23 protein-coding genes are annotated in these 19,507 nt (G+C 38.0%); 5 read left to right on the top strand and 18 right to left on the bottom strand.

The features are described 5' to 3' along the window. Window positions 1-454: 454 nt before the first annotated feature. The 7 genes from ACH6EI_RS04470 to ACH6EI_RS04440 all read right to left on the bottom strand — a co-directional run bounded on the left by ACH6EI_RS04470 (window position 455) and on the right by ACH6EI_RS04440 (window position 5,869). The gene (locus ACH6EI_RS04470) at window positions 455-1,834 is read right to left on the bottom strand and encodes a sucrose-specific PTS transporter subunit IIBC (RefSeq protein ID WP_028415103.1); all 1,380 of its coding nucleotides are present in this window, start codon (window positions 1,832-1,834) and stop codon (window positions 455-457) included. A gap of 178 nt (window positions 1,835-2,012) precedes the next feature. Next, window positions 2,013-2,840, bottom strand: coding sequence for a PRD domain-containing protein (locus tag ACH6EI_RS04465; protein WP_033579862.1), 828 nt, complete (start codon window positions 2,838-2,840; stop codon window positions 2,013-2,015). Between the two features lie 37 nt (window positions 2,841-2,877). Continuing rightward, the gene (locus tag ACH6EI_RS04460) at window positions 2,878-3,375 is read right to left on the bottom strand and encodes a PTS sugar transporter subunit IIA (RefSeq protein ID WP_028415105.1); all 498 of its coding nucleotides are present in this window, start codon (window positions 3,373-3,375) and stop codon (window positions 2,878-2,880) included. 234 nt (window positions 3,376-3,609) lie between these two features. After that, the gene (locus tag ACH6EI_RS04455) at window positions 3,610-3,810 is read right to left on the bottom strand and encodes a hypothetical protein (RefSeq protein ID WP_099331239.1); all 201 of its coding nucleotides are present in this window, start codon (window positions 3,808-3,810) and stop codon (window positions 3,610-3,612) included. Window positions 3,811-3,940: 130 nt separating this feature from the next. Continuing rightward, window positions 3,941-4,567, bottom strand: coding sequence for an FMN-dependent NADH-azoreductase (locus ACH6EI_RS04450; RefSeq protein ID WP_014458563.1), 627 nt, complete (start codon window positions 4,565-4,567; stop codon window positions 3,941-3,943). A gap of 140 nt (window positions 4,568-4,707) precedes the next feature. Continuing rightward, complete coding sequence (locus tag ACH6EI_RS04445) at window positions 4,708-5,163, bottom strand: hypothetical protein (RefSeq protein WP_028415107.1); 456 nt, start codon at window positions 5,161-5,163, stop codon at window positions 4,708-4,710. 160 nt (window positions 5,164-5,323) lie between these two features. After that, window positions 5,324-5,869 carry a hypothetical protein gene (locus ACH6EI_RS04440; RefSeq protein ID WP_028415108.1) on the bottom strand — a complete coding sequence of 182 codons (546 nt, stop codon included), beginning with the start codon at window positions 5,867-5,869 and terminating at the stop codon, window positions 5,324-5,326. 666 nt (window positions 5,870-6,535) lie between these two features. Between ACH6EI_RS04440 and ACH6EI_RS04435 the strand changes: the two genes are divergently transcribed. Beyond that, entirely contained in the window at window positions 6,536-7,702 is a 1,167-nt protein-coding gene (locus ACH6EI_RS04435) for an FtsW/RodA/SpoVE family cell cycle protein (protein WP_014458560.1), read from the top strand. 245 nt (window positions 7,703-7,947) lie between these two features. Here ACH6EI_RS04435 and ACH6EI_RS04430 read toward each other — a convergent pair whose 3' ends face one another. Further along, the gene (locus ACH6EI_RS04430; RefSeq protein WP_028415109.1) at window positions 7,948-9,396 is read right to left on the bottom strand and encodes a SulP family inorganic anion transporter; all 1,449 of its coding nucleotides are present in this window, start codon (window positions 9,394-9,396) and stop codon (window positions 7,948-7,950) included. A gap of 214 nt (window positions 9,397-9,610) precedes the next feature. Beyond that, entirely contained in the window at window positions 9,611-10,315 is a 705-nt protein-coding gene (gene deoD, locus ACH6EI_RS04425) for a purine-nucleoside phosphorylase (protein ID WP_013058711.1), read from the bottom strand. A gap of 194 nt (window positions 10,316-10,509) precedes the next feature. Between deoD and ACH6EI_RS04420 the strand changes: the two genes are divergently transcribed. Next, window positions 10,510-10,662: a hypothetical protein gene (locus tag ACH6EI_RS04420; protein ID WP_013058712.1), complete on the top strand. Its 153-nt coding sequence runs from the start codon at window positions 10,510-10,512 to the stop codon at window positions 10,660-10,662. A 51-nt stretch (window positions 10,663-10,713) separates the two neighbouring features. On the opposite strand, the gene ACH6EI_RS04415 is transcribed toward ACH6EI_RS04420, so the two are convergent. The 5 genes from ACH6EI_RS04415 to ACH6EI_RS04395 form a co-directional block, all read right to left on the bottom strand. Continuing rightward, window positions 10,714-11,037: a hypothetical protein gene (locus ACH6EI_RS04415; RefSeq protein WP_013058713.1), complete on the bottom strand. Its 324-nt coding sequence runs from the start codon at window positions 11,035-11,037 to the stop codon at window positions 10,714-10,716. Window positions 11,038-11,283: 246 nt separating this feature from the next. Further along, a complete protein-coding gene (locus tag ACH6EI_RS04410) occupies window positions 11,284-11,910 on the bottom strand; it encodes a phosphatase PAP2 family protein (RefSeq protein WP_028415110.1) in 627 nt (208 codons plus the stop codon). A gap of 235 nt (window positions 11,911-12,145) precedes the next feature. Next, a complete protein-coding gene (locus ACH6EI_RS04405) occupies window positions 12,146-12,916 on the bottom strand; it encodes a sporulation protein (RefSeq protein ID WP_028415111.1) in 771 nt (256 codons plus the stop codon). Next, a complete protein-coding gene (locus tag ACH6EI_RS04400; protein ID WP_047749946.1) occupies window positions 12,903-13,736 on the bottom strand; it encodes a serine/threonine protein kinase in 834 nt (277 codons plus the stop codon). Before ACH6EI_RS04400 ends, ACH6EI_RS04405 begins: the two co-directional genes overlap by 14 nt. Before the next feature lie 6 nt (window positions 13,737-13,742). Continuing rightward, complete coding sequence (locus tag ACH6EI_RS04395) at window positions 13,743-13,997, bottom strand: hypothetical protein (protein ID WP_080754470.1); 255 nt, start codon at window positions 13,995-13,997, stop codon at window positions 13,743-13,745. Window positions 13,998-14,114: 117 nt separating this feature from the next. Here ACH6EI_RS04395 and ACH6EI_RS04390 point away from each other — a divergent pair, with 117 nt between their 5' ends. Continuing rightward, entirely contained in the window at window positions 14,115-15,176 is a 1,062-nt protein-coding gene (locus tag ACH6EI_RS04390; protein WP_033579858.1) for a DUF2515 family protein, read from the top strand. A gap of 58 nt (window positions 15,177-15,234) precedes the next feature. On the opposite strand, the gene ACH6EI_RS04385 is transcribed toward ACH6EI_RS04390, so the two are convergent. The 3 genes from ACH6EI_RS04385 to ACH6EI_RS04375 all read right to left on the bottom strand — a co-directional run bounded on the left by ACH6EI_RS04385 (window position 15,235) and on the right by ACH6EI_RS04375 (window position 16,770). After that, complete coding sequence (locus ACH6EI_RS04385) at window positions 15,235-15,405, bottom strand: YozD family protein (protein WP_013058720.1); 171 nt, start codon at window positions 15,403-15,405, stop codon at window positions 15,235-15,237. Window positions 15,406-15,670: 265 nt separating this feature from the next. Further along, window positions 15,671-16,357, bottom strand: a complete 687-nt coding sequence (locus ACH6EI_RS04380; RefSeq protein WP_013058721.1) for a hypothetical protein — start codon at window positions 16,355-16,357, stop codon at window positions 15,671-15,673. A 197-nt stretch (window positions 16,358-16,554) separates the two neighbouring features. After that, window positions 16,555-16,770, bottom strand: coding sequence for a YozE family protein (locus ACH6EI_RS04375; RefSeq protein ID WP_013058722.1), 216 nt, complete (start codon window positions 16,768-16,770; stop codon window positions 16,555-16,557). A gap of 408 nt (window positions 16,771-17,178) precedes the next feature. Between ACH6EI_RS04375 and ACH6EI_RS04370 the strand changes: the two genes are divergently transcribed. Then, window positions 17,179-18,216, top strand: a complete 1,038-nt coding sequence (locus tag ACH6EI_RS04370; RefSeq protein ID WP_013058723.1) for an acyltransferase family protein — start codon at window positions 17,179-17,181, stop codon at window positions 18,214-18,216. Window positions 18,217-18,337: 121 nt separating this feature from the next. Next, the gene (gene dat / locus ACH6EI_RS04365; protein WP_028415114.1) at window positions 18,338-19,183 is read left to right on the top strand and encodes a D-amino-acid transaminase; all 846 of its coding nucleotides are present in this window, start codon (window positions 18,338-18,340) and stop codon (window positions 19,181-19,183) included. Between the two features lie 35 nt (window positions 19,184-19,218). Here dat and ACH6EI_RS04360 read toward each other — a convergent pair whose 3' ends face one another. Then, window positions 19,219-19,497 (bottom strand): YokU family protein, encoded by a 279-nt coding sequence (locus ACH6EI_RS04360; protein ID WP_013058725.1) that lies wholly within the window; start codon window positions 19,495-19,497, stop codon window positions 19,219-19,221. Between the last annotated feature and the right edge of the window lie 10 nt (window positions 19,498-19,507).

The raw sequence follows: 19,507 nt of genomic DNA, 5'->3' as shown, positions 1-19,507 counted from the left end.
GAAGGAAAGGATCTTCTTCATCATTATTCTTCTCTTTAACTGGTGTTTTTCTATACACATGTATAAATACATTTCGTCTTTTCCATATCGTTAATACTGAAGGATCGATCCCTGCATTCACATGGTCAGTGACAGGTTCCGCATGAAAAGCCGTAAACCTAGCTTCACGAAGCATATAATAACAAAGGATGTATAAAACGAAAGCAGATAAATACGGCGCATATAGAAAAAGATCGTGATAAAATTCCATGTGCCAGCTCTCTTTCTGACTATAATAGTACAATCCAATATATGTAGTGTAGCATTTACGTTCCTGTTACACAACATCAACTTATCTCTTTGACTGTTCTACGTATTACTTTTTAAAAAGTTTCATATTTACGACACAAAATTTGCTCATCATAAAATATGATGAGCAAATCTAATCCTATTCTCGTATGCTTAGCGCTGGTTCTCAGTCTTCTTTTAGTTTCATGAACCACGTAACGCCGAATGCTACACCCACAGAAATAATCATACCGATGATATAGTGAATTAAATTGCTCATACCAAGCGGTGCGGCGATTGCCATCATTGGAATACCTGTGAGTCCGTATGCATTGGCTACTACGTGCATAAGTACAACGTAGCCTCCCCCGGCTGCCCCGCCTATAGCCGCAGCAATAAATGGCTTGCGAAGCCGTAAGTTGACGCCAAAAATAATCGGTTCTGTAATTCCTAAGAAAGAAGAAATAGCCGCCGGAATCGCAATTTTCTTCGTTTTGGCATTTTTCGTCTTAAAGTAAACAGCCAGCCCTGCTCCTCCTTGCGCTACATTCGCGCAGGCCCAAATAGGAAGTAAGAAGTTAACACCAATCTTCGGGTTAGCAAGCAGCCCTGCTTCAATAGCATGAAAACTATGCTGCAAGCCTGTTAATACAATGGTTGAATATAAGCCACCAAACAAAATTCCTGCAAACACTCCGGCTACATCGTATAGAGACTGAAGGCTAATGGAAATTAAATCTCCAATATAACGGCCGAAAGGACCAATAAACACAAGTGACACAAAGCCCGTGATAATAACAGTTAAAAAAGGCGTAACAAGTAAATCAACCGAATTCGGCACAATTTTCCGCAGGCCCTTTTCAATTTTACTCATCACGTAAATAGCTAATAAAATTGGAACGACCGTACCTTGATAGCCAATCAGCGGAATACTTAAGCCAAACAAATCCATATATTCTGGCTTAGCATCTGCTAATGTCCATGGATTTAATAACATCGGATGCGTCAAAATCCCTCCGATAACCGCTCCAAGATAAGGGTTTGAACCAAATTCTTTTGCAGCTGAAAACCCGATTAAAATCGGTAAAATGATAAATGCTGCGCCTGAGAACATGTCCAATAAAACAAATAACGCACTATCTTCTGAGACCCAGTGGAACGCTTTCATCATACCGAGCAATCCCATTAATAAACCGCTTGCTACAATGGCTGGAATAATCGGAACAAAAATATTGGAAAGCATGCGAGCAAAACGGGCAAATGGGTTCATCTTCTTCTTCATTTCTTCTTGGTGATCTACTGGGGCAGCAGCCTCTTCAGCGCCTAATTCTTTAACAAAAGCAGCGTGGATTTTATTAACGAGACCGGTTCCAAAAATGATTTGAAACTGTCCTGAATTTGAAAAAGCCCCTTTTACATCCTCTATTTCATCCAAACCTTTTTGATCGATTTTGCTTTCATCTCGAATAACGAGGCGCAAACGCGTAGCACAGTGCTGGGCACTAGCAATATTTTCTTTTCCACCCAAAAGCGGAACAAGCTTTTTAGCAATTTCTTTTACGTCCATCTTACTTCCTCCTTGTTGTATGTCATAAAAAAAGCAAGACCTAAAACACGCTTATAAAAGACACACTTGTCCTTTATGCGCATTCTAGGTCTTGCCTGCTTTACCAGTCACAATCCCGATTATTCAATTAATACGCTTTCATTGTACTCAATACAACAATATTCGTCAATGCTTTTTTCTATATTCTTTGCTCTATTCGGCAAATGTGAAGCGTGATGTAGCCTAACTCCGCTTCTGGAAAATTAATATCGTACTCCTCTTTGACAAATTGCTTTATCGTTTCAGCACACTGATACGATTTTTTATATTTGACTTTTAATACGTCGAGCATCTCTTCATCCATCTCATGAAAAGGTTCATTTTGCGCTAAACGATTTAACGCAAAGCGCAAGTGAGTCAGCAGACGCTGATAGGACATGCTGTTTTCATCAATCTCCATATTCAGCTCTTTTTTTATAATCGTAACCATTTCATTAATAATCGTTGTATTCATCATGAGCTGCTGCATTCCCGGTGAATTCAGTTTCGCCGTATGAATATGAAGCGCAATATATCCCGCTTCATCAATCGGCATCGTGATGTCTAACCTCTTTTTGATATGCTGAAGAGCCCACACTCCTATTGCATACTCAGGCTGATAGAGTGATTTAATTTCATTAAGCAATTTATTTTGGATGGAAATTCCGCGGGCTATCCTTTCGACAGCAAAGGATAAATGATCGCTCAAAGCAATATGCACATGATGACTTAGCGTAGCAGAAAGCTGCTGCTCAGCATACGAAATGATTTCTTCCGCCACTTGAATATGCTCTTCAGGAAGATTTTTTAATAGTTCTTGAAACTTTTCCTGTTCTTCTTTCATGACAAAGACTTTCTCCACTTTTGTAGCATTAATAAGATCATTTTTACCTTTTTGAAAAGCGATGCCGGGACCCATCGCAATCTTTTCAACTCCGCCTTCCTTAAAGACAACGGCGTTGTTATTTAACACTTTTAATATCTTCAAATGCGCTCTCCTTTCTTAAAGGAAAAGGCCTTGCTTATTACTTCATCGTTACTTTTGCACAAGCAGTTTCGCCTTTTTGAACCGTCCCTTGAGCCAAAATTTCGAAACTTTCACTTGCATCACTATTTGTAATAACAATTGGTGTGATAATGCTTTTCGCTTTTTCTTGAATAAGCGCTAAATCAAATGTAATAAGAGGTGTTCCTACACTTACTTTGTCACCTTGTGTTACGTGAGCTTCGAATCCTTCGCCTTCCATTGCCACTGTTTCAAGGCCGATATGTATTAATACTTCTGTACCGGCTTCTGTTTTTAAGCCTACCGCATGTTTTGTATGAAAAAGCTGAACGACTTCCCCAGCAACGGGTGAAACAACTTGTCCTTCTGAAGGTTCGATTGCAAAACCGTCTCCCATCATCTTCTGTGCGAACACTGGATCTGGCACTTCGCTGATTGGCAGGATATTACCTGAAAGCGGAGCTAGAACGGTTGTTTCTTTTGATTTTGTCTTATTACCAAATAATTTTTTAAACATCTCAATCACCCTTTTTTAGATTGTACTTGTAGCATACCCCAATGATTCTGCAGAAAAACTTCCCCTATCCTGATGGTACATTAACATGGTCATTATTTAACCATGCTTTTTTTATCTTGTAAATAAAAATGTATAAGCGCTTTTATAAGAAGCACGTTCCCTATGCTGCACTTTATGTAACCCTTTCTACATCTTCTGAAGGGTGGATATTGAATTTCAACCCTAAAAAAGAGGTTAAGACATAAACAAATGAATCCAATCTAAAGACGAATAACTCGTATACATGAGCCGAACCGCTTTTGACACCGCAGTTGATTTCCGTGCACGACTTCGCTTTCCGCGGGCGGATGCTGAGCCTCCTCGTCGCATACGCTCCTGTGGGGTCTCACCTATTCCGCTTTTCCCGCAGGAGTCTTCGGCTTGCCCTCCAATCAACTGCTAGAAAGACTTACAAACATGAAACCTACGTTCACCGTAACAAAAAAAACGAACCACTAATCAAACATCTTGATCAGTGGTTCGTTTTTCACTTCGTCTAAAATCCTTTTGTCCCAGCCTCTTGAGATTAGAACGTTGACGCAACTTCTTTTGCTTTTTCAGATGCTTTTGCTAGAATATTGTCTGCTTCTGCTGGCGTGTAAGCCATGCCTTCTGCAACAACCAGTTGGAAATCTTGAACACCAATGAATCCCATTACTGTACGTAAATAGCTTTGAGTAAATTCTAGCTCTGCCGCAGGGCCTTCTGAATACACGCCTCCACGAGCTTCTAGTAATACTACCTTTTTATCTGAAGCTAATCCTACTGGACCATTTTCAGTATATTTAAACGTTTTTCCTGCAATTAAAATGTTATCAATATATGCTTTCATTAGTGGAGGGAAACTTAAGTTCCACATTGGAGCTGAGAAAATAACTTTGTCAGCTTGTAAAAACTGCTCTACTAATTCACCCATACGCGTTACTTTTTCTAACTCAACAGCTGATAATTCTTCACCAGCTCCAGCTTTTCCCCATGCTGCTAAAACATCTCCATCGATGAATGGAACTGTTTCTTTATACAGATCAAGCGTTGTCACTGTATCAGTCGGGTTTGCTGTTTTATACTCATCTAAGAAAACCTGTGCTAAACGAGTTGAAAATGATGCTTCATCAACCTGTGGATTTACTTTTACATATAATACATTTGCCATAAATGTCATCTCCTAAAAAGTGTATATTATTATCAATTCGAGATATTACTAAACAAATTATCTTTAATTCGAGATTTATTATATAACGTCATTTTTTATGCGTCAACCTTTTCGCACAAAAAAACTCCGCAAGCGGAGTTTTATACACATTGAAATTCTCGAATTTGATTCACATCTACCCCAGCATACACCCAGAAAGATCCTGTCCAGCGATATCCTGCAACTGAGCGTCTGCCTACAAAGGTTGGGTAAAACCAGTAAGGTCGACCATTTCTCGGCCATATATAGGTGTATCGGTATAGGCATCCTGAAATAGCGCCTGGATCAACAGCATAAAGTGATGGACCTCCTGAACCTAGCTTTGGTGCAGGTGTAAAACCTGGCGGCGGACTTGAAGGCGGCTGCGCTCCTCCCTGCGGCGGAAACCCTTGGCCCCCTCCTCCAGGTGGCGATGGTGGAAAGCCTTGACCTCCTCCTCCAGGTGGCGGCGGCGGAAAGCCCTGACCTCCTCCTCCAGGTGGAAACGACGGAAACCCTTGGCCTCCTCCAGGTGGAAACAAATTTTGAAAACGTGGATCGTATTGATATGGATACATACGCACTCCCCCTTTATAATGCTTGCTACGTTACAATATGCATCATAATGAAGATAGGTGAATGTCTACTTTTACCTTCTATAGACTAATTGAACGATGTCAAACTTGGTAAGCTTAAAGAGGAGCCTTATGGGAGAAAGTAATAAATCCAACACGGAAACTACTTGCGTGTTGGATCTGCTTGCGGAAAATACTTTTCAATAAAATTATACAGCCAAAATACGGTAATCAAAATAGGCGCTATCAGAAAAGGATGTTGAACCCACATTTTCACCAGTACCTTTTCAAATGACGGAATCGATTTTAACACTTGAAATAACGAGCTTCCGCTAAAAATAACGCTCGTTCCTATCAATAAAAAAGACAGCGAGTTAAATTGATCTATCCACATACTCATAGAGATATAAAAACTAACACTCGTTCCTATGCCCCCCATTATTCCGCTTAAAATACTTTTTACCGAAAAAGGAATCCCCACAAACCATCCGGCTCCTAGTCCTGCACACCCTGCTAAAATGCTAGAAAAAAGCAGCGGCTGCTCAAGCCAGAGACATGCATTCACTCCAACCACTAAGGTAACATGTATTCCTACGTGAAGGGAAATTCTTTTGCCAACAGGCTCTGAAACATAATGATGGTAGCGCCCGCTATAAAAAATTGTCCACCATAATAATAAAAATGCTGTCAAACTTGCCCCTATAATCATAAACACACCTCTCTACGTTATGATTCTATTAATCTCTATCTATTATTTTCCTAATATCCTGTGTCTCTTATTCGGTAATCTACCCCATGCCTTCCATACGTTCATCAGTAAGAAAGTAGACTATGACTGTTTACTTGTAGGGAGCTAAGAAGTTGAATGTCTGCATGTAGAAAAAGATAGTGTAGAACACTTTCTCTTACCTTTACTATTATTCATATGTATAGCTTGCTAGATTTAGTCCTCGCAGTTTAGAATTTTTCAGTCGTTCATATGAAACTATTTGCCCCTTTCTTTCGTTATATATATACACGTTTCTTTATCTTTTCACGTGCAAAAAAAGATAAATTCCTATAGTATGTTTTCATATTAACCTTTAAGGAGATAAAGAAGATGAATTGAATCAATCCTTACAAATAGAGTTTTTAGAAAAAAGAAATTGTTATCATTTCTCCTATTTATGTTATAGAATAATTCATGTATAATAAAAGGCTGTATGGTAACGCAGCTTGCGACATATCTTTTCTTACTTTTAGCAAGTCTATATTCAAAGCAAAAACTGCAAAGCGGGGTTAGTGCGACTCTTCATTAATCGACTTTGCATTAAAAACCAGCATTTTTCTTTTATCATAAAGAAAGAATGAGATTTAATAGTGACAGGTGAATAATATGGGTGAAAATCAAAGAAATGTTAGTAGATTTGACTGGAACTTGGCTTTCCTAATCTTCCTATTGTTTTGCGTAAGCGTTGTGGCAATCCATAGTGCTGAAAAAATTGGGCAGTATGATAAGAACTTCGTAGCGCAACAAGTTGTTTTTTATATTATTGGAATGGTGATTATAGGATTTGTCATGCGTTTTGACTCCGATCAGCTTCAAAAGCTAACGTGGGTTTTTTATGGATTTGGGAACTTTTTATTGCTTCTTTTACTAGTGGCTCCTTCAAGTATTGCCAGAGAAATTAACGGGGCAAAAAGTTGGTTCACACTTCCCGGCTTCTCGTTGCAGCCATCAGAGTTTATGAAAGTGTTTTTGATTATCACACTGAGTACGGTCATTGTTAAACACAATGAAAAATATCGTATCCGAACAGTAAGAGAAGACTTTTTACTGCTTGGTAAACTAGGCGCTGTACTTGCTTTACCTTTATTGTTAATCATGCAGCAGCCTGACTTAGGTACCGCTCTTGTGTTCTTAGCAATCACAGTTGGACTTGTATTTGTTTCAGGCGTAAGCTGGAAAATCATCGCGCCTGCATTTTTAGGTATTACAGCGGTTGGTTCTGTTATTTTGGGACTTGTTGTTTATGCACCTAACTTATTAGAAAAGTATTTAGGGGTTAAGCAATACCAATTTGGACGTATTTATTCTTGGCTTGATCCTGAGTCGTATAGTTCGGGAGAGGGCTATCATTTAAAGAAATCGTTAGATGCGATTGGGTCAGGAATGGTAAACGGTAAAGGGATCGGAAATGGAGTTGTCTATTTGCCAGAAGGACAGACCGACTTTATTTTTGCGGTTATTGGAGAAGAGTTTGGCTTTATAGGCGCCAGCATTGTTATTAGTCTTTTCTTCGTACTCGTTTATTACTTGATCAAGCTAGGGCTTGAAACAAAAAATGAATTCAATTCTTACTTATGTGTAGGCGTTATTTCAATGCTTACGTTCCACGTATTTCAAAATATCGGTATGACCATTCAAGTCTTACCTATTACCGGAATTCCACTTCCTTTTATTTCATATGGAGGTAGTTCACTGATGGGGAACATGTTTGCAATGGGTCTGATGTTTGGAATCTCATGGCATCACAAACGCTATATGTTTGGAAATGATTAAAGAGAGACAATGGTCTCTCTTTTTTCTTTTATCTCCCTATTAAGCATGCTACAATAAAGAAAGCGCTTTCAAAATCTGTTTTAAAAGGAGTAGATATGCATGCTTGATTACCAATATCGTCGCAAAGCCTATGCTATTTTGTTAAAACAGACATCCGCACCTTCATCTACAACTTCTTTTTCCACCTGGCTCATACAGCTACTAAAACGAAACAAGTAAAAAAGGTGTGCTACTGCACACCTTTTTTACTTGTTCGACAGCGACGTTAAGCCAATCTGCCTAACGATTTTTTTACTGTCTTCATTTAATCCTTTTACAATAACCTTTTTATTCAATCGCTCATACTTATCGATAATTTTTGAGATGCCGATCACGGCCGATTGATCCCATATATGAGAAGAACTAAAATCAATAATGATGGTATCTGGGTCTGTTTCATACTGAAATTCATCCATAAAGAAACTGATGGTAGCAAAAAATAATTGCCCTGAAACCCTGTATTGCTTCATATTGCCTTCTTTTTGTGAAGTTGTTTTGATTTTAGCCATCTTCCAGCCAAATACAATCGTACTTAAAACAATACCTACCATTACTCCTAATGCTAAGTTATGTGTAAACAATACGATAACCACCGTAACAACCATTACAATGGCATCCGATAGCGGATATTTCGTTAAGTCTTTAAGGGACTGCCAATCAAATGTACCGGCAGCTACCATAAACATAACGCCTACAAGAGCAGCCATTGGAATTTGTTTAACAACATCGCCAAGCACCATAATTAAGAACAATAAAAAGACTCCGGCGACTAAGGTAGATAACCTTCCACGTCCCCCTGATTTTACATTAATCATAGATTGTCCAATCATGGCACAGCCAGCCATTCCTCCAAAGAAACCTGTTACAATATTAGCAATGCCTTGACCGCGCGCTTCTTTATTTTTATTCGAAGGCGTATCTGTAATTTCGTCCAGTACCGTTGCCGTTAGCATAGATTCAAGTAGGCCTACAATCGCCAAAGGAAGCGAATAAGGTAAAATGATGAGCAGTGTCTCCACTGATAAATCAACCTTTGGAAAGTGAAGAACCGGCAATGAACGCGTAATATTCCCCATATCTCCTACCGTTTTTAAATCTAAATGAAAGACAATCGCTACAATCGTCATCAAGACAATCGCAACAAGCGGAGATGGTATTGCCTTGGTCATGAGCGGAAATAAGTAGACGATGAGCAGCGTTCCGGCTACCATTGCGTACATCATCCAATTTGCTCCTTCAAAATGCGGAAGCTGTGCGGTAAAAATCAAAATACCGAGCGCATTTACAAAGCCAATCATCACTGTTTGAGGAAGAAACGATAAAAACCTTCCTACTTTCAAAACACCAAGTAAAATTTGAATAATTCCGGTTAAAACAGTAGCTGCAAATAAATACTCAATGCCATGATCTTTGACTAAGTTAATCATCAATAAAGACATTGCTCCTGTTGCAGCTGAAATCATAGCTGGTCTTCCACCTGTAAAAGCAATCACAATTGCCATACAAAAAGATGCATACAGACCAACCATAGGATCGACACCGGCGATAATGGAAAAAGCAAGGGCTTCTGGAATAAGCGCAAGAGCAACTGTCATCCCTGACAAAATGTCTGCTCGAACATTTGAAAACCACTGCTGTTTAATACTTGCCATCATGATGGTTTATCACCTCTTATGAATTTTTTATACGATTTTCGACTTTCACGAAAATCAAGGCCGTTTTTAACGTATCAAATCGTACCATACAATTTCCTATTTGGAAACAATTAATTTTCGCAAATAAAAAGACGAGAAGCTTGATTGCTTCTCGTCTTTTTATTTGTTACGCGGCAGCATTTCGCTTCCATTCAGCAAATAAATGAAATTATGTTCATTCATTAATTGCTGCTTCAAGCGCAACAACAATCATATCGTTGAACGTCGTTTGACGTTCTTCTGACGTTGTTTCTTCACCAGTGAAGATGTGATCACTTACTGTTAAAACCGACAAAGCATTACGGCCGTATTTAGCGGCTAGCGTATACAGAGCCGTCGTTTCCATTTCAACTGCCAATACGCCGTGAGCTGCTAATTTTTCTAGCTGGCCGTCTTCATTGTAAAATTGATCAGATGTAAATACACTTCCTACTTTTAACTGAAGGCCTTTTTCAACACCTGCATCGTAAGCGCGCTTTAATAAATCAAAGTTAGCTGTCGGTGCATAGTCAATAGGACCAAATTTAACGCGGTTCATTTGTGAATCACTTGACGAAGACATGGCTAAAATAACGTCACGTACTTTTACATCTTTTTGGATTGCTCCGCATGTACCCACGCGAATTAGGTTTTGAACACCATATTCATTCATTAGTTCATTTACATAAATAGCAATCGATGGTACACCCATTCCCGTTCCTTGAACAGAAACGCGCTTTCCTTTATATGTTCCTGTAAATCCAAGCATACCGCGCACTTCGTTATAGCAAGTTACATCTTCTAAAAACGTTTCTGCAATGTATTTTGCACGAAGTGGATCACCTGGAAGTAAAATTGTTTCTGCAATATCACCTTGTTTTGCCCCAATATGTACGCTCATTTCGTACCTCCTATATGTAAAAAATCTTACGCTTTCACTATACCATATTGTATCCCTTGCATGTCTATTTACTTCTAACATTATGCGTCAAAAATAAAAAGACATACTGCCCAAAAAATGGCGTAGTATGTCTTTTTATATAAGGGTACGCTAATAGCGCAAGGGATTTACTAACTTTAGCTGAGGTGATATGTATGGGGAAAAAACATCGCAACCGAATTAATTCGCCTAAAAAGAATAATCACATTCCAAAAGAAGCAATTATAGCAGAACATGAAGCCCATGGAGATGAATATTCAGCAACAAACCGAAAAAATGGCCCTGGTCATCATACTCGTGATTACTAAGAGTCAACATATAAATAAAAAGCGGCCAGATAGGTCGCTTTTACCTTATGTTTAACGTACATGCAGGCGATTCACTTTTTGCCATCCGTCTGTCCATAGCTTGTAGTAATACTTCCCTCGAGTACCTTCATCAATTAACAAAATATCGCCTGTGCTAATAAATCTCGCATCACAATCTTTTGGCAAATTATCAGCAATATTAAACATCTGAAATACTTGTGTTGCAGCGTCTTGATGATCGAATGCTGTAATCGTTAGACGATGGACAGGCTTATATCCGCGCTTTTCGCCTTTTTCTTCTGTTTGCATAATGGTTACATCATATTCTGTGCTAATATTAAATTGTTTTTTTATTGTGGTCCACACACTCAACATTCTTCCCTCCACCCAAAAGCAAGTATTTACTCTTTTACGTTATGTATTCTTATATAATTAGTGATAAAATCCGAAAATCCTTTATCGAATCAAAACGTTTTTTGTCGAAATTACTAGTTTCTCCTTATTAAACATGTACATAAAATATTTGTTTCCCATTTTATCATTAGTTGTTTTTGAATGGATGAATCAATAGACCTACTTAAACAAAATGAAATATTAACGAAAAAAATGTAACCATTGCTCCTATTTTTGGTTATATAGGCGCTTAGAAAGGAGGTAGACTCCTAATGACCAAGCAAGTCCTACACAATATCCTGCTAGTATATCCGTTAAAAAGTGTACGCCTAAATACAAACGGCTAAATCCAATTAATAAAATAATAATAGCAATTACGCATGCAGCTGCCGTTTTAATAGCCCTGCTTCTTGTATACATCCATATTAACAAAAGCACTCCGCTGTAAAACGCCATTGAGTTCATGGCATGTCCGCTCGGAAAACTATAGTGAGAGGCGGGAACGACTTGACTCCAATCAGGTCTTGGTCTTGCAAAAATCTCCTTCAATCCCCAATTTAAAGCGCGAACTCCCCAAAAAACAAGCGTGATATATAAAGCGAGCAATCCTTTTCGTTTATAAAGAAGAAATACTATAATGGCAAACCATATTGGCGCAGTGACATACCAAGATCCTACAGTTGTTATAAATATGATGATGGGTGTTAACGTATCCGTCCTCCATCCTTCAATGGTATGAAGTACATTAAAGTCAAGCTGTTTCACCCAAGGTGTATTAAACGTAAATAAAATGAGTAAAAAGAAAGCTAAAAGCGATACAATAAATAGAGAATATTTTGTAGTGCGATTTACCATTTTTTATTTCCTCCAACCTATTAAAAGAAAAAGCATGTAGCGTGCTACATGCTTTACTTATTCACACGTTTTGGCTGAATATAGTCTTCCGGCTTGGGAGCTTGATGAACGACAAATTCAGCCGAAAATTCCTCTTTTGCATTTATTTTTTTCGTTTGTTTTGATTGCGGCATATACCTCTCTCCTTTCTTTTTACTGTCTTTAATATACGAAAAATAAAGGAGAGCTATGCACGTTAGCTATAGCGTGAAATAATATTGGTTAATCTATTTTTTAACTGAGGAATTTCTTTTTCAGAAACATGAACATGAACGAGCGACTCATCTGCATCCAGCATTTCAGATAAAAACCCGCCAAATCCTCTGGCCCGTCGATCTACTTCTATAAATAAATCGTAGTCATGTAAGCCGCTCGGCTGCACGATGATTTCAATTTCATCTACTTTCCCAGCGTACACTCCACCGCTTGGAACAAATTCAAATTCTTGAACAAAAGGAAGTCTTTTTCTCATCCTGCGAGGAGCTTCTTCGCACTCGACTTGGCGCAAGCGAAAGCCAAGCTGTTCCATCGCTTCAATTGTGCTTGTTACCATAAGGTTAGGGAGCACTTTTACATGATCAATATCCGACGGATCAACCGCATCTTTAATATCGAGGCTCGTCGCCACCCACACTCGGGTTCTCCCTAATGTAACAGGCGTATCATCAGGTAGCTGAAAGGTAAAAGGAATAGACTTGGTTTCAGATGGTTGGATCGTAAACGGGTCGTTAATCTTAAACGTATTAAGTTCAATGTCCTGCTTGTATTTTTTATCGTCTCTTTCTTTTACATAGGTTGTGAATAGACGCAGATAGATGCTGTCAATTTTCTGCTCAACATTTCCGCCGTACACTTCAACAATCCCTTCAATCGTTTCACCAGCACGAAATTCATCATTGACAAGCTTAGCATCCACTCGCGCTGCACCAATTCCAATGCGGGCTAACGCTTTATTAAATAGCGCCATGCTTTTCCCTCCCCGAGTTCTTACTATTTATATAGTCATAAATGTCTTTTTGTAAACTTTTAATACTTTCATACGCTTCATCTGCTCTCAGCATTTTTTGAATGATGGTTTTAATGGGCGCCGACAAGCTTAGCTCTTGTTCCCAGCTTTTTTCTTGTTTATCCGTCGGCTCATAACCAGAATACAATAAAAATAAAAGAAAATGACCAAGCGCATAGATATCGCTTGCAACCGATGTTTGTCTCATAAACTGCTGTTCTTCTATAAGGCTGCTTGTTTCTTCATGAGCTCCCAAAAATCTTGCAAGACCAAAGTCAATAACATAAATGGTCCCGTTAACATCAATAATGTTTGGAATACGAAGATCACGGTGAACGATTCCTTGCTCATGAATAACGGAAACTACTTTTAGAATATCAAGTAAAATGTCAAGCGCTTTTTCTTCTGTATATACGCGCTTCTCTTCAAAAATTAAATCTTCAAACGTTTTTCCTTGAATCAACTCCATCACTAGAAAACACCCTTCATCTATTTCAACAGCTTCATACAGCGAAGGAATTTGAGGATGATCTAGTTGAGACAGCAGTTTTGCTTCATAATGAAAAGACTTCAGCCCCTGAGGCGTGCGCTGCTTCGTTTTGCGGAGTTGCTTTATTACTACCTCTTTTTGTTGCACAATGTCACTAGCAACATATGTTATACCATAGCTCCCCATTCCCAGTACATTTATGATTTCATAGCGCTCACAAATGACTGTTCCTTTTTTAAAAGGACGGTCAACTAGCCAGCGATGAAAGTGTTTGAACATTCGATTTTTCATTCCAAATCAACTTGAGAAAAAGCTTGAGAAGAAGCTTCCGCTTTTGCGTTTACGCTTGTAATGGTGATGACCATATTTTGAATGACTGTGGCTGTCATAATATTTGCTTCGTTTATAATCGCTACTGCTGCTATGGTGACGCGGACGTCTGTGATGATGATCACTGCTGCTGTAGTGGCGTGGACGTCGGTAGTGTCGATCACTGCTGCTGTAGCGGCGATGTTTAGATCCAGTTAATGATTCAAATATTTTTCTGAACATAAAGAAAACCTCTTTTCTTAACATTTGTTACCCTTTATACGTACGAAATGTTATAAAGGTTTCAAAAAGTCCCTTACCCTTTTTTAAAATAGTTAAACGTTTCAAAGGAGGCTTAACATGACTTCTACTGACACAAATCCCCTCATTAGATTGGAGGATGTTCTTCGTCTGCAGCAGATGATGCAGCACAAACCTCCTGCTATTCTCCCGCTCTCTTTTATTGGAGAAGATGTAAAATGGATTAAAGAAATTCGAAGAAAAGTGAAAAAAGCTAATCAAAACAATGTTACACGTACACAAGCTTATTTGGACTATTATCAAAAACACCCTGAAATTCACTGGGCTCTTTTAGCACACTTAGTTTCACGAAACGGCGGCTATTATATGACAGATCTCTCCACTACCTTAATAAAATCCCTGCTTTCATCAGAGAAACAGCACGCATACTTCTTGTTTTTAGAACATTCCAACTCAGCGATATTTCATGATGCTTACGCTCAGCTGTTACTCTATGAAAAAAGCAAAGAGCAAAACAGCAATCTGTTTCATTTACTCCCCGCCTTTCACATATCTTCTTTTATGAAAGCTGTTTGGAATGACTTTTGGCAGCATAGAAACAAAACGCTCTTATCAATAGCCCTGATTGTGAACGAACAGTATCATATCGAAAAAAATGTTCTCTTTAAAAAAGAGTTTCAGCGTAATGTTCTTCACTCTTGGCAGTTTCACACTCAAAATTTTCTCGGTATGACTCAAATCGTCTTTCCCTATTATTCAGGTAATAAAATTGATTTATGTGGAACGAAAGTGTACCATTTTGAGTCTGTGATAAGACGGATTGAAGTGGGAAAAACCCTATACGTTCTTCTTTTTTATTCAAACTTGCATGATGCTATTTATACCTTTAGCCTTAAACACCCTCATACAGGGTCTCGAAGCGATTATAATTCAGATATATTTACAAATGACAGAACTCATTCCAAAAAGCTCTATAGCCCGACTTTAACTATGAGCTGGGGAGACCGCGTACATCTTTTTTTAAGAAAAGAAGAATGGTTTGAAGACGAAAGCATATTTTCTCTTCTTGACTCTATTCCCGCTTCTTCAGTTAAAAAAATCCCCCTTCAGCATCATATAAAAGTGCAATCCGCTATAAAAGCTGCTAATCCTTTTTCATAACCGCTGTCTCATAAACAAAACGACGAGTTTCCCCGTCGTTACAGATGTATCTATCTTTTTATTCTTCATCTTGCTCATCAATAATACATTTATCAATGAGATAATCAAAAGTTATATCCGCTAATTCGCCTAGCTCTTCTTCAGCGGGAACATAGCCTCGCTTGACTAGTTCATTGTAAAAGAACTCCGCAATTTCTTCCGTATCAATGACCACTTCGATTTCTTTCACAATATCACTCCTTATCCCGTTTGAACGGATTAGCGTACCTTATTTTTCTTAAAGATAGGTTCACTCCATCTTCTGCTTGAAGTTTTACCTTATACACATTTATGAACAATTTGGCAATAGTATGTCTAAAATTTCAGCAGTTTAAATAGAAAGGTAATTATACCCATTCTTTTTTCATTACCATCGCCGTATACACAATAAAAGATAGCTAAGAGAGATGTGATGATCTATCTCGGCTATCTTTTATTTATTAGGCATCTACCTGCTATTTTCCTTGTTCGGATTTTGCTATCTTTTTTAAATGTTTCAGCACTAAGTTCATGACTTCAGCGTATTCTTCATCTTCAAAAAGCTCATACAAAAATTTATAATCATTGTACACATCTAAAAGACCGTTTATAATCTCATGCTTTTCTTTAGTTAACCTCACTTCTTCTTTTTCAGAACCGTTTTGTTTTTTCATCTTTGGTAGCAACTCCGTCTTTTTAATTTCTTTACCTAAATACAACATATCAACACTTTGAGCGTAATTTTCTGTTTCCTCATGAGGAGTTACGAGAATGAGTTCTTCTTCACTAGCCTCAAGCCATTCTCCATCTGTTACACGTGACAATTCATAGACAATATCTTCCCATGAATCCTCTTTATAACGCCATATTTCTGTTCGAATACCAATGATTTTAAATAACTCTTTTCCATAATTAAAAACCTGGACGATATCGCCGAAGAAAAATTTATATTCAAGCTCTACTCTTTCCTGTACTAATATTTGACCTTCATATTCTTCTAGAAGTTCAATTGTATCTTCTAAAAAAAGACCTTCACTATGGTTGATTTCGTATACAAAAATCCCATCCATCACTTTTATATCGGTAATAGTGCCAACGGTCCCGTATATTGTTACAACGACTGTTTCACCAATTCCGTATTTAGGTTTTTTCTTCCCTGCCATCGTCGCACCTCCTTAGTAAACATACACCTACTGAAAAGTTACAATATTATATGCAGTAACTAAAAAAGGGGAAGTATAACATCTTTAGAACCAAGCCTTTATTATCTATTGCCCTCTATCATTTTTTTCTGCTTATTGTACAGGCTAAGGAAAATAAAAAGATCCGAACGATGAATCGTTCGGATCTTTTTATTTTCTCACGCATTATTTTGATAAAGCTCCCATGCTTCATCAAATACGGTCATACTTGATAAATAATGTCCGTTGAGCTCTAAATAAGAACTCAGTTCGTCATAGTCTGTTGAAGATTTCGGGAAGCTGTGATCATCATAAGCACTTCGCGCAAACTCTCCCATTCGATCATGTTTTTTATTTGATCGGAATTTCATTATATAGTGATAAAAGGATTTCATCGTACTCCCCCTCCAGCGGTATGTTTATCTTTTCTATCATTTTTTCAAGAAATCTACAACTTTCTTCTGTGATATGTAGATGTCGAACACTGCAATATGAGTGTTTTACTGGACAAAAAATATTAAATTCATGTTACAGTTGCAAAACAAATTTCACTATTAGCGTAACGAATAAATATTGTTATATCAATATTTTTCTTTTTTCAAAAAGACATTTGTAACAAAAACACATCGTTTTTATAACAAAAGCGTTGATTCGACAGGTTTCTCAAGCCTTTATGTAATTGCAAAAAAGAAGAATTCATGTTTTAATTCCGTAGTGAAAGGTTATTCTAACAATAATCGCCATTTAAATAAATCTTGTTGGTGGGAGGTTTACATCAGCATATGTTGAGGAAAAATAATACTATGAATACTCGAAATGCTTACTTTGATAATGCTAAATTCGTATTAATTTTTTTAGTTGTATTTGGGCACATGATTTCTCCGTACCGAACAGATAGCAGCGGAATGCTGTCCATTTATCACTTTATCTTTATTTTCCATATGCCTGTCTTTATTTTACTAGCAGGTTATTTCTCGAAAAATTTCCATAAAAAAGGATATTACAAAAAAATATTTACAAAGGTGGCTCTTCCTTACTTAGCTTTCCAAACGATCTATACTCTTTATTATAGTGTGCTTTATACAGATGAAACGTACACGCTTCAATATTTGGTTCCTAGATGGGCAATGTGGTTTCTACTGAGCTTAATTTTTTGGAAATTAATGCTTCCTTTCTTTGCAAAATTCCCAATGTGGATTAGCTTAACTGTCTCTATTTCGCTTGGACTTGCAATGGGCTTCATTGATATTGACGGATTTGATAAAATTCTAAGCATTAGCAGAATGTTTGTCTTCTTCCCGTTTTTCCTTTTAGGCTACTATTTGTCACAGCGACAAGAGCCTTTTACAAATCTTTTGACAGCGCGAAATCGAATCATTGCATCCATCGTATTACTAGTTACATTAATTGGAAGCTATTCTTTCTTAGACGACACGGCTTACACAGATATGCTGTATGGAACGAACACGTACGACAATGTGGCCGAATTTTTAATGCGCGTTTCTCACTATGGAATTGCTTTTCTTGTATCTTTTGCCTTTATGGCTTTAATTCCAACGCGCGGTTTTGCTTTAACAAGCATTGGACAGCGATCACTATACGTGTATTTATTGCACGGCTTCATTTTAAAATGGTTCTTTACAACTGACTTCTCAAAAAGTCTAGAGCCAACATCATGGGGTATTATCGTCTTAATCGCACTGTCTATTTTAGTAACGATGCTTCTTGGTAGCCGTATTGTCGATTGGTTCATCACCGGTACCAAGCTCATCGTTCAGTTTGTTACACCTAAAAAAGCCATTCAGAAATTTTCATTAGCATTCAAACGTACGTTTTCATAAAAGTCATACTCCTTTAGGAGTATGACTTTTTTCATTTTCTTTAGAGAAACCAAGTAAATAATTTCATTTTGCTGAATTTTATGTTAACGTTTTAATATCTAAAGGAAGGGAGTTTTTCAAGATGGAATTAGCATATTATGCTGGAGAGTTTAGAGATATTAACGAGGCTGTTATTCCAATTGATGAACGCGGTCACCAGTTTGGAGACGGTGTTTATGAATTTATTCGTGTATACAAAGGAGTTCCGTTTTCGATTGAACGTCACTTAGACCGCTTAGAAAGAAGTGCAAAGGCAATCTTTATTGAACTGCCGGTTTCAAGACAGGAACTAAAGGACATCATTCGTCAAGGAATGGAAAAATCAACGTTAAAAGACGCTGATATTTATATTCAAGTTACGCGCGGGATTGCTCCTCGAAATCATTTATTTCCTGATGTACCTGCACAATTAGCACTCACAATACGCCATCCTCGCCAAACACCTGAAGAAGCCTATGAAAAAGGCATTTCCACTCTTCTATTGGAAGACGAACGATGGGCTAATTGCTATATCAAATCATTGAACCTACTTCCTAACCTTCTGGCCAAACAAGCTGCGGCTTCTAAAGGGTGCAAAGAAGCTATTTTAGTAAAAGACGGATACATAACCGAAGGGTCGAGCAGCAATGTATTTGCGATAAAAGACAACGTCTTGTTCACGACTCCTGCCACAAGAAAAATTCTATCCGGTATTACGCGCGCTAACGTACTGGAATGTGCGCAGGAACAAGCCATTCAAATCCGAGAACAAAATATGACTCCTTCCTTTTTAAAAGACGCTGATGAAGTTTTTATTACGAGCACGTCCGTTGGTCTTTTGCCCGTTTCGAAAATAGACGAAGTCGAACTTCCAACTGTTCGTCCTGTTACAGTAGCTTTAAAGCACGCATACAGCCTACGTACTGCTGGAACAAAGGCTTATCAATAAGAAAATCCGCCCCTTACAAAATAAGGGGCGGATTTTTAGAATTTAAAGTAGTTGCGCTTTAATAATCTTGGCACTTTTAATAGCTCATCATACCGAATGGATTCATCAAGTTTTTTTGTATCGACAAGAAGCAGCTGTGTTTCCACTTCTTCTATGATCTCTTCTTCTTGATATGACATCCCGCAACCTGAACAGCTGATACATGGCATATGAGTAATTTCGATACTTCTCGTTCCATCTGGCAATTCCCAGTATGCGGTATTGGTTGTTTCTACCGCTTTTTCTTCTTCGCACCATGCGCATTGAACAGTCATATTACAGGAC

The sequence above is a fragment of the Priestia sp. JSM ZJ58 genome (assembly GCF_044383985.1).
Lineage (GTDB): Bacteria > Bacillota > Bacilli > Bacillales > Bacillaceae_H > Priestia > Priestia zanthoxyli.
Note: the sequence above shows the minus strand (reverse complement) of the source record. Positions and strands in the feature narration are given on the sequence as shown.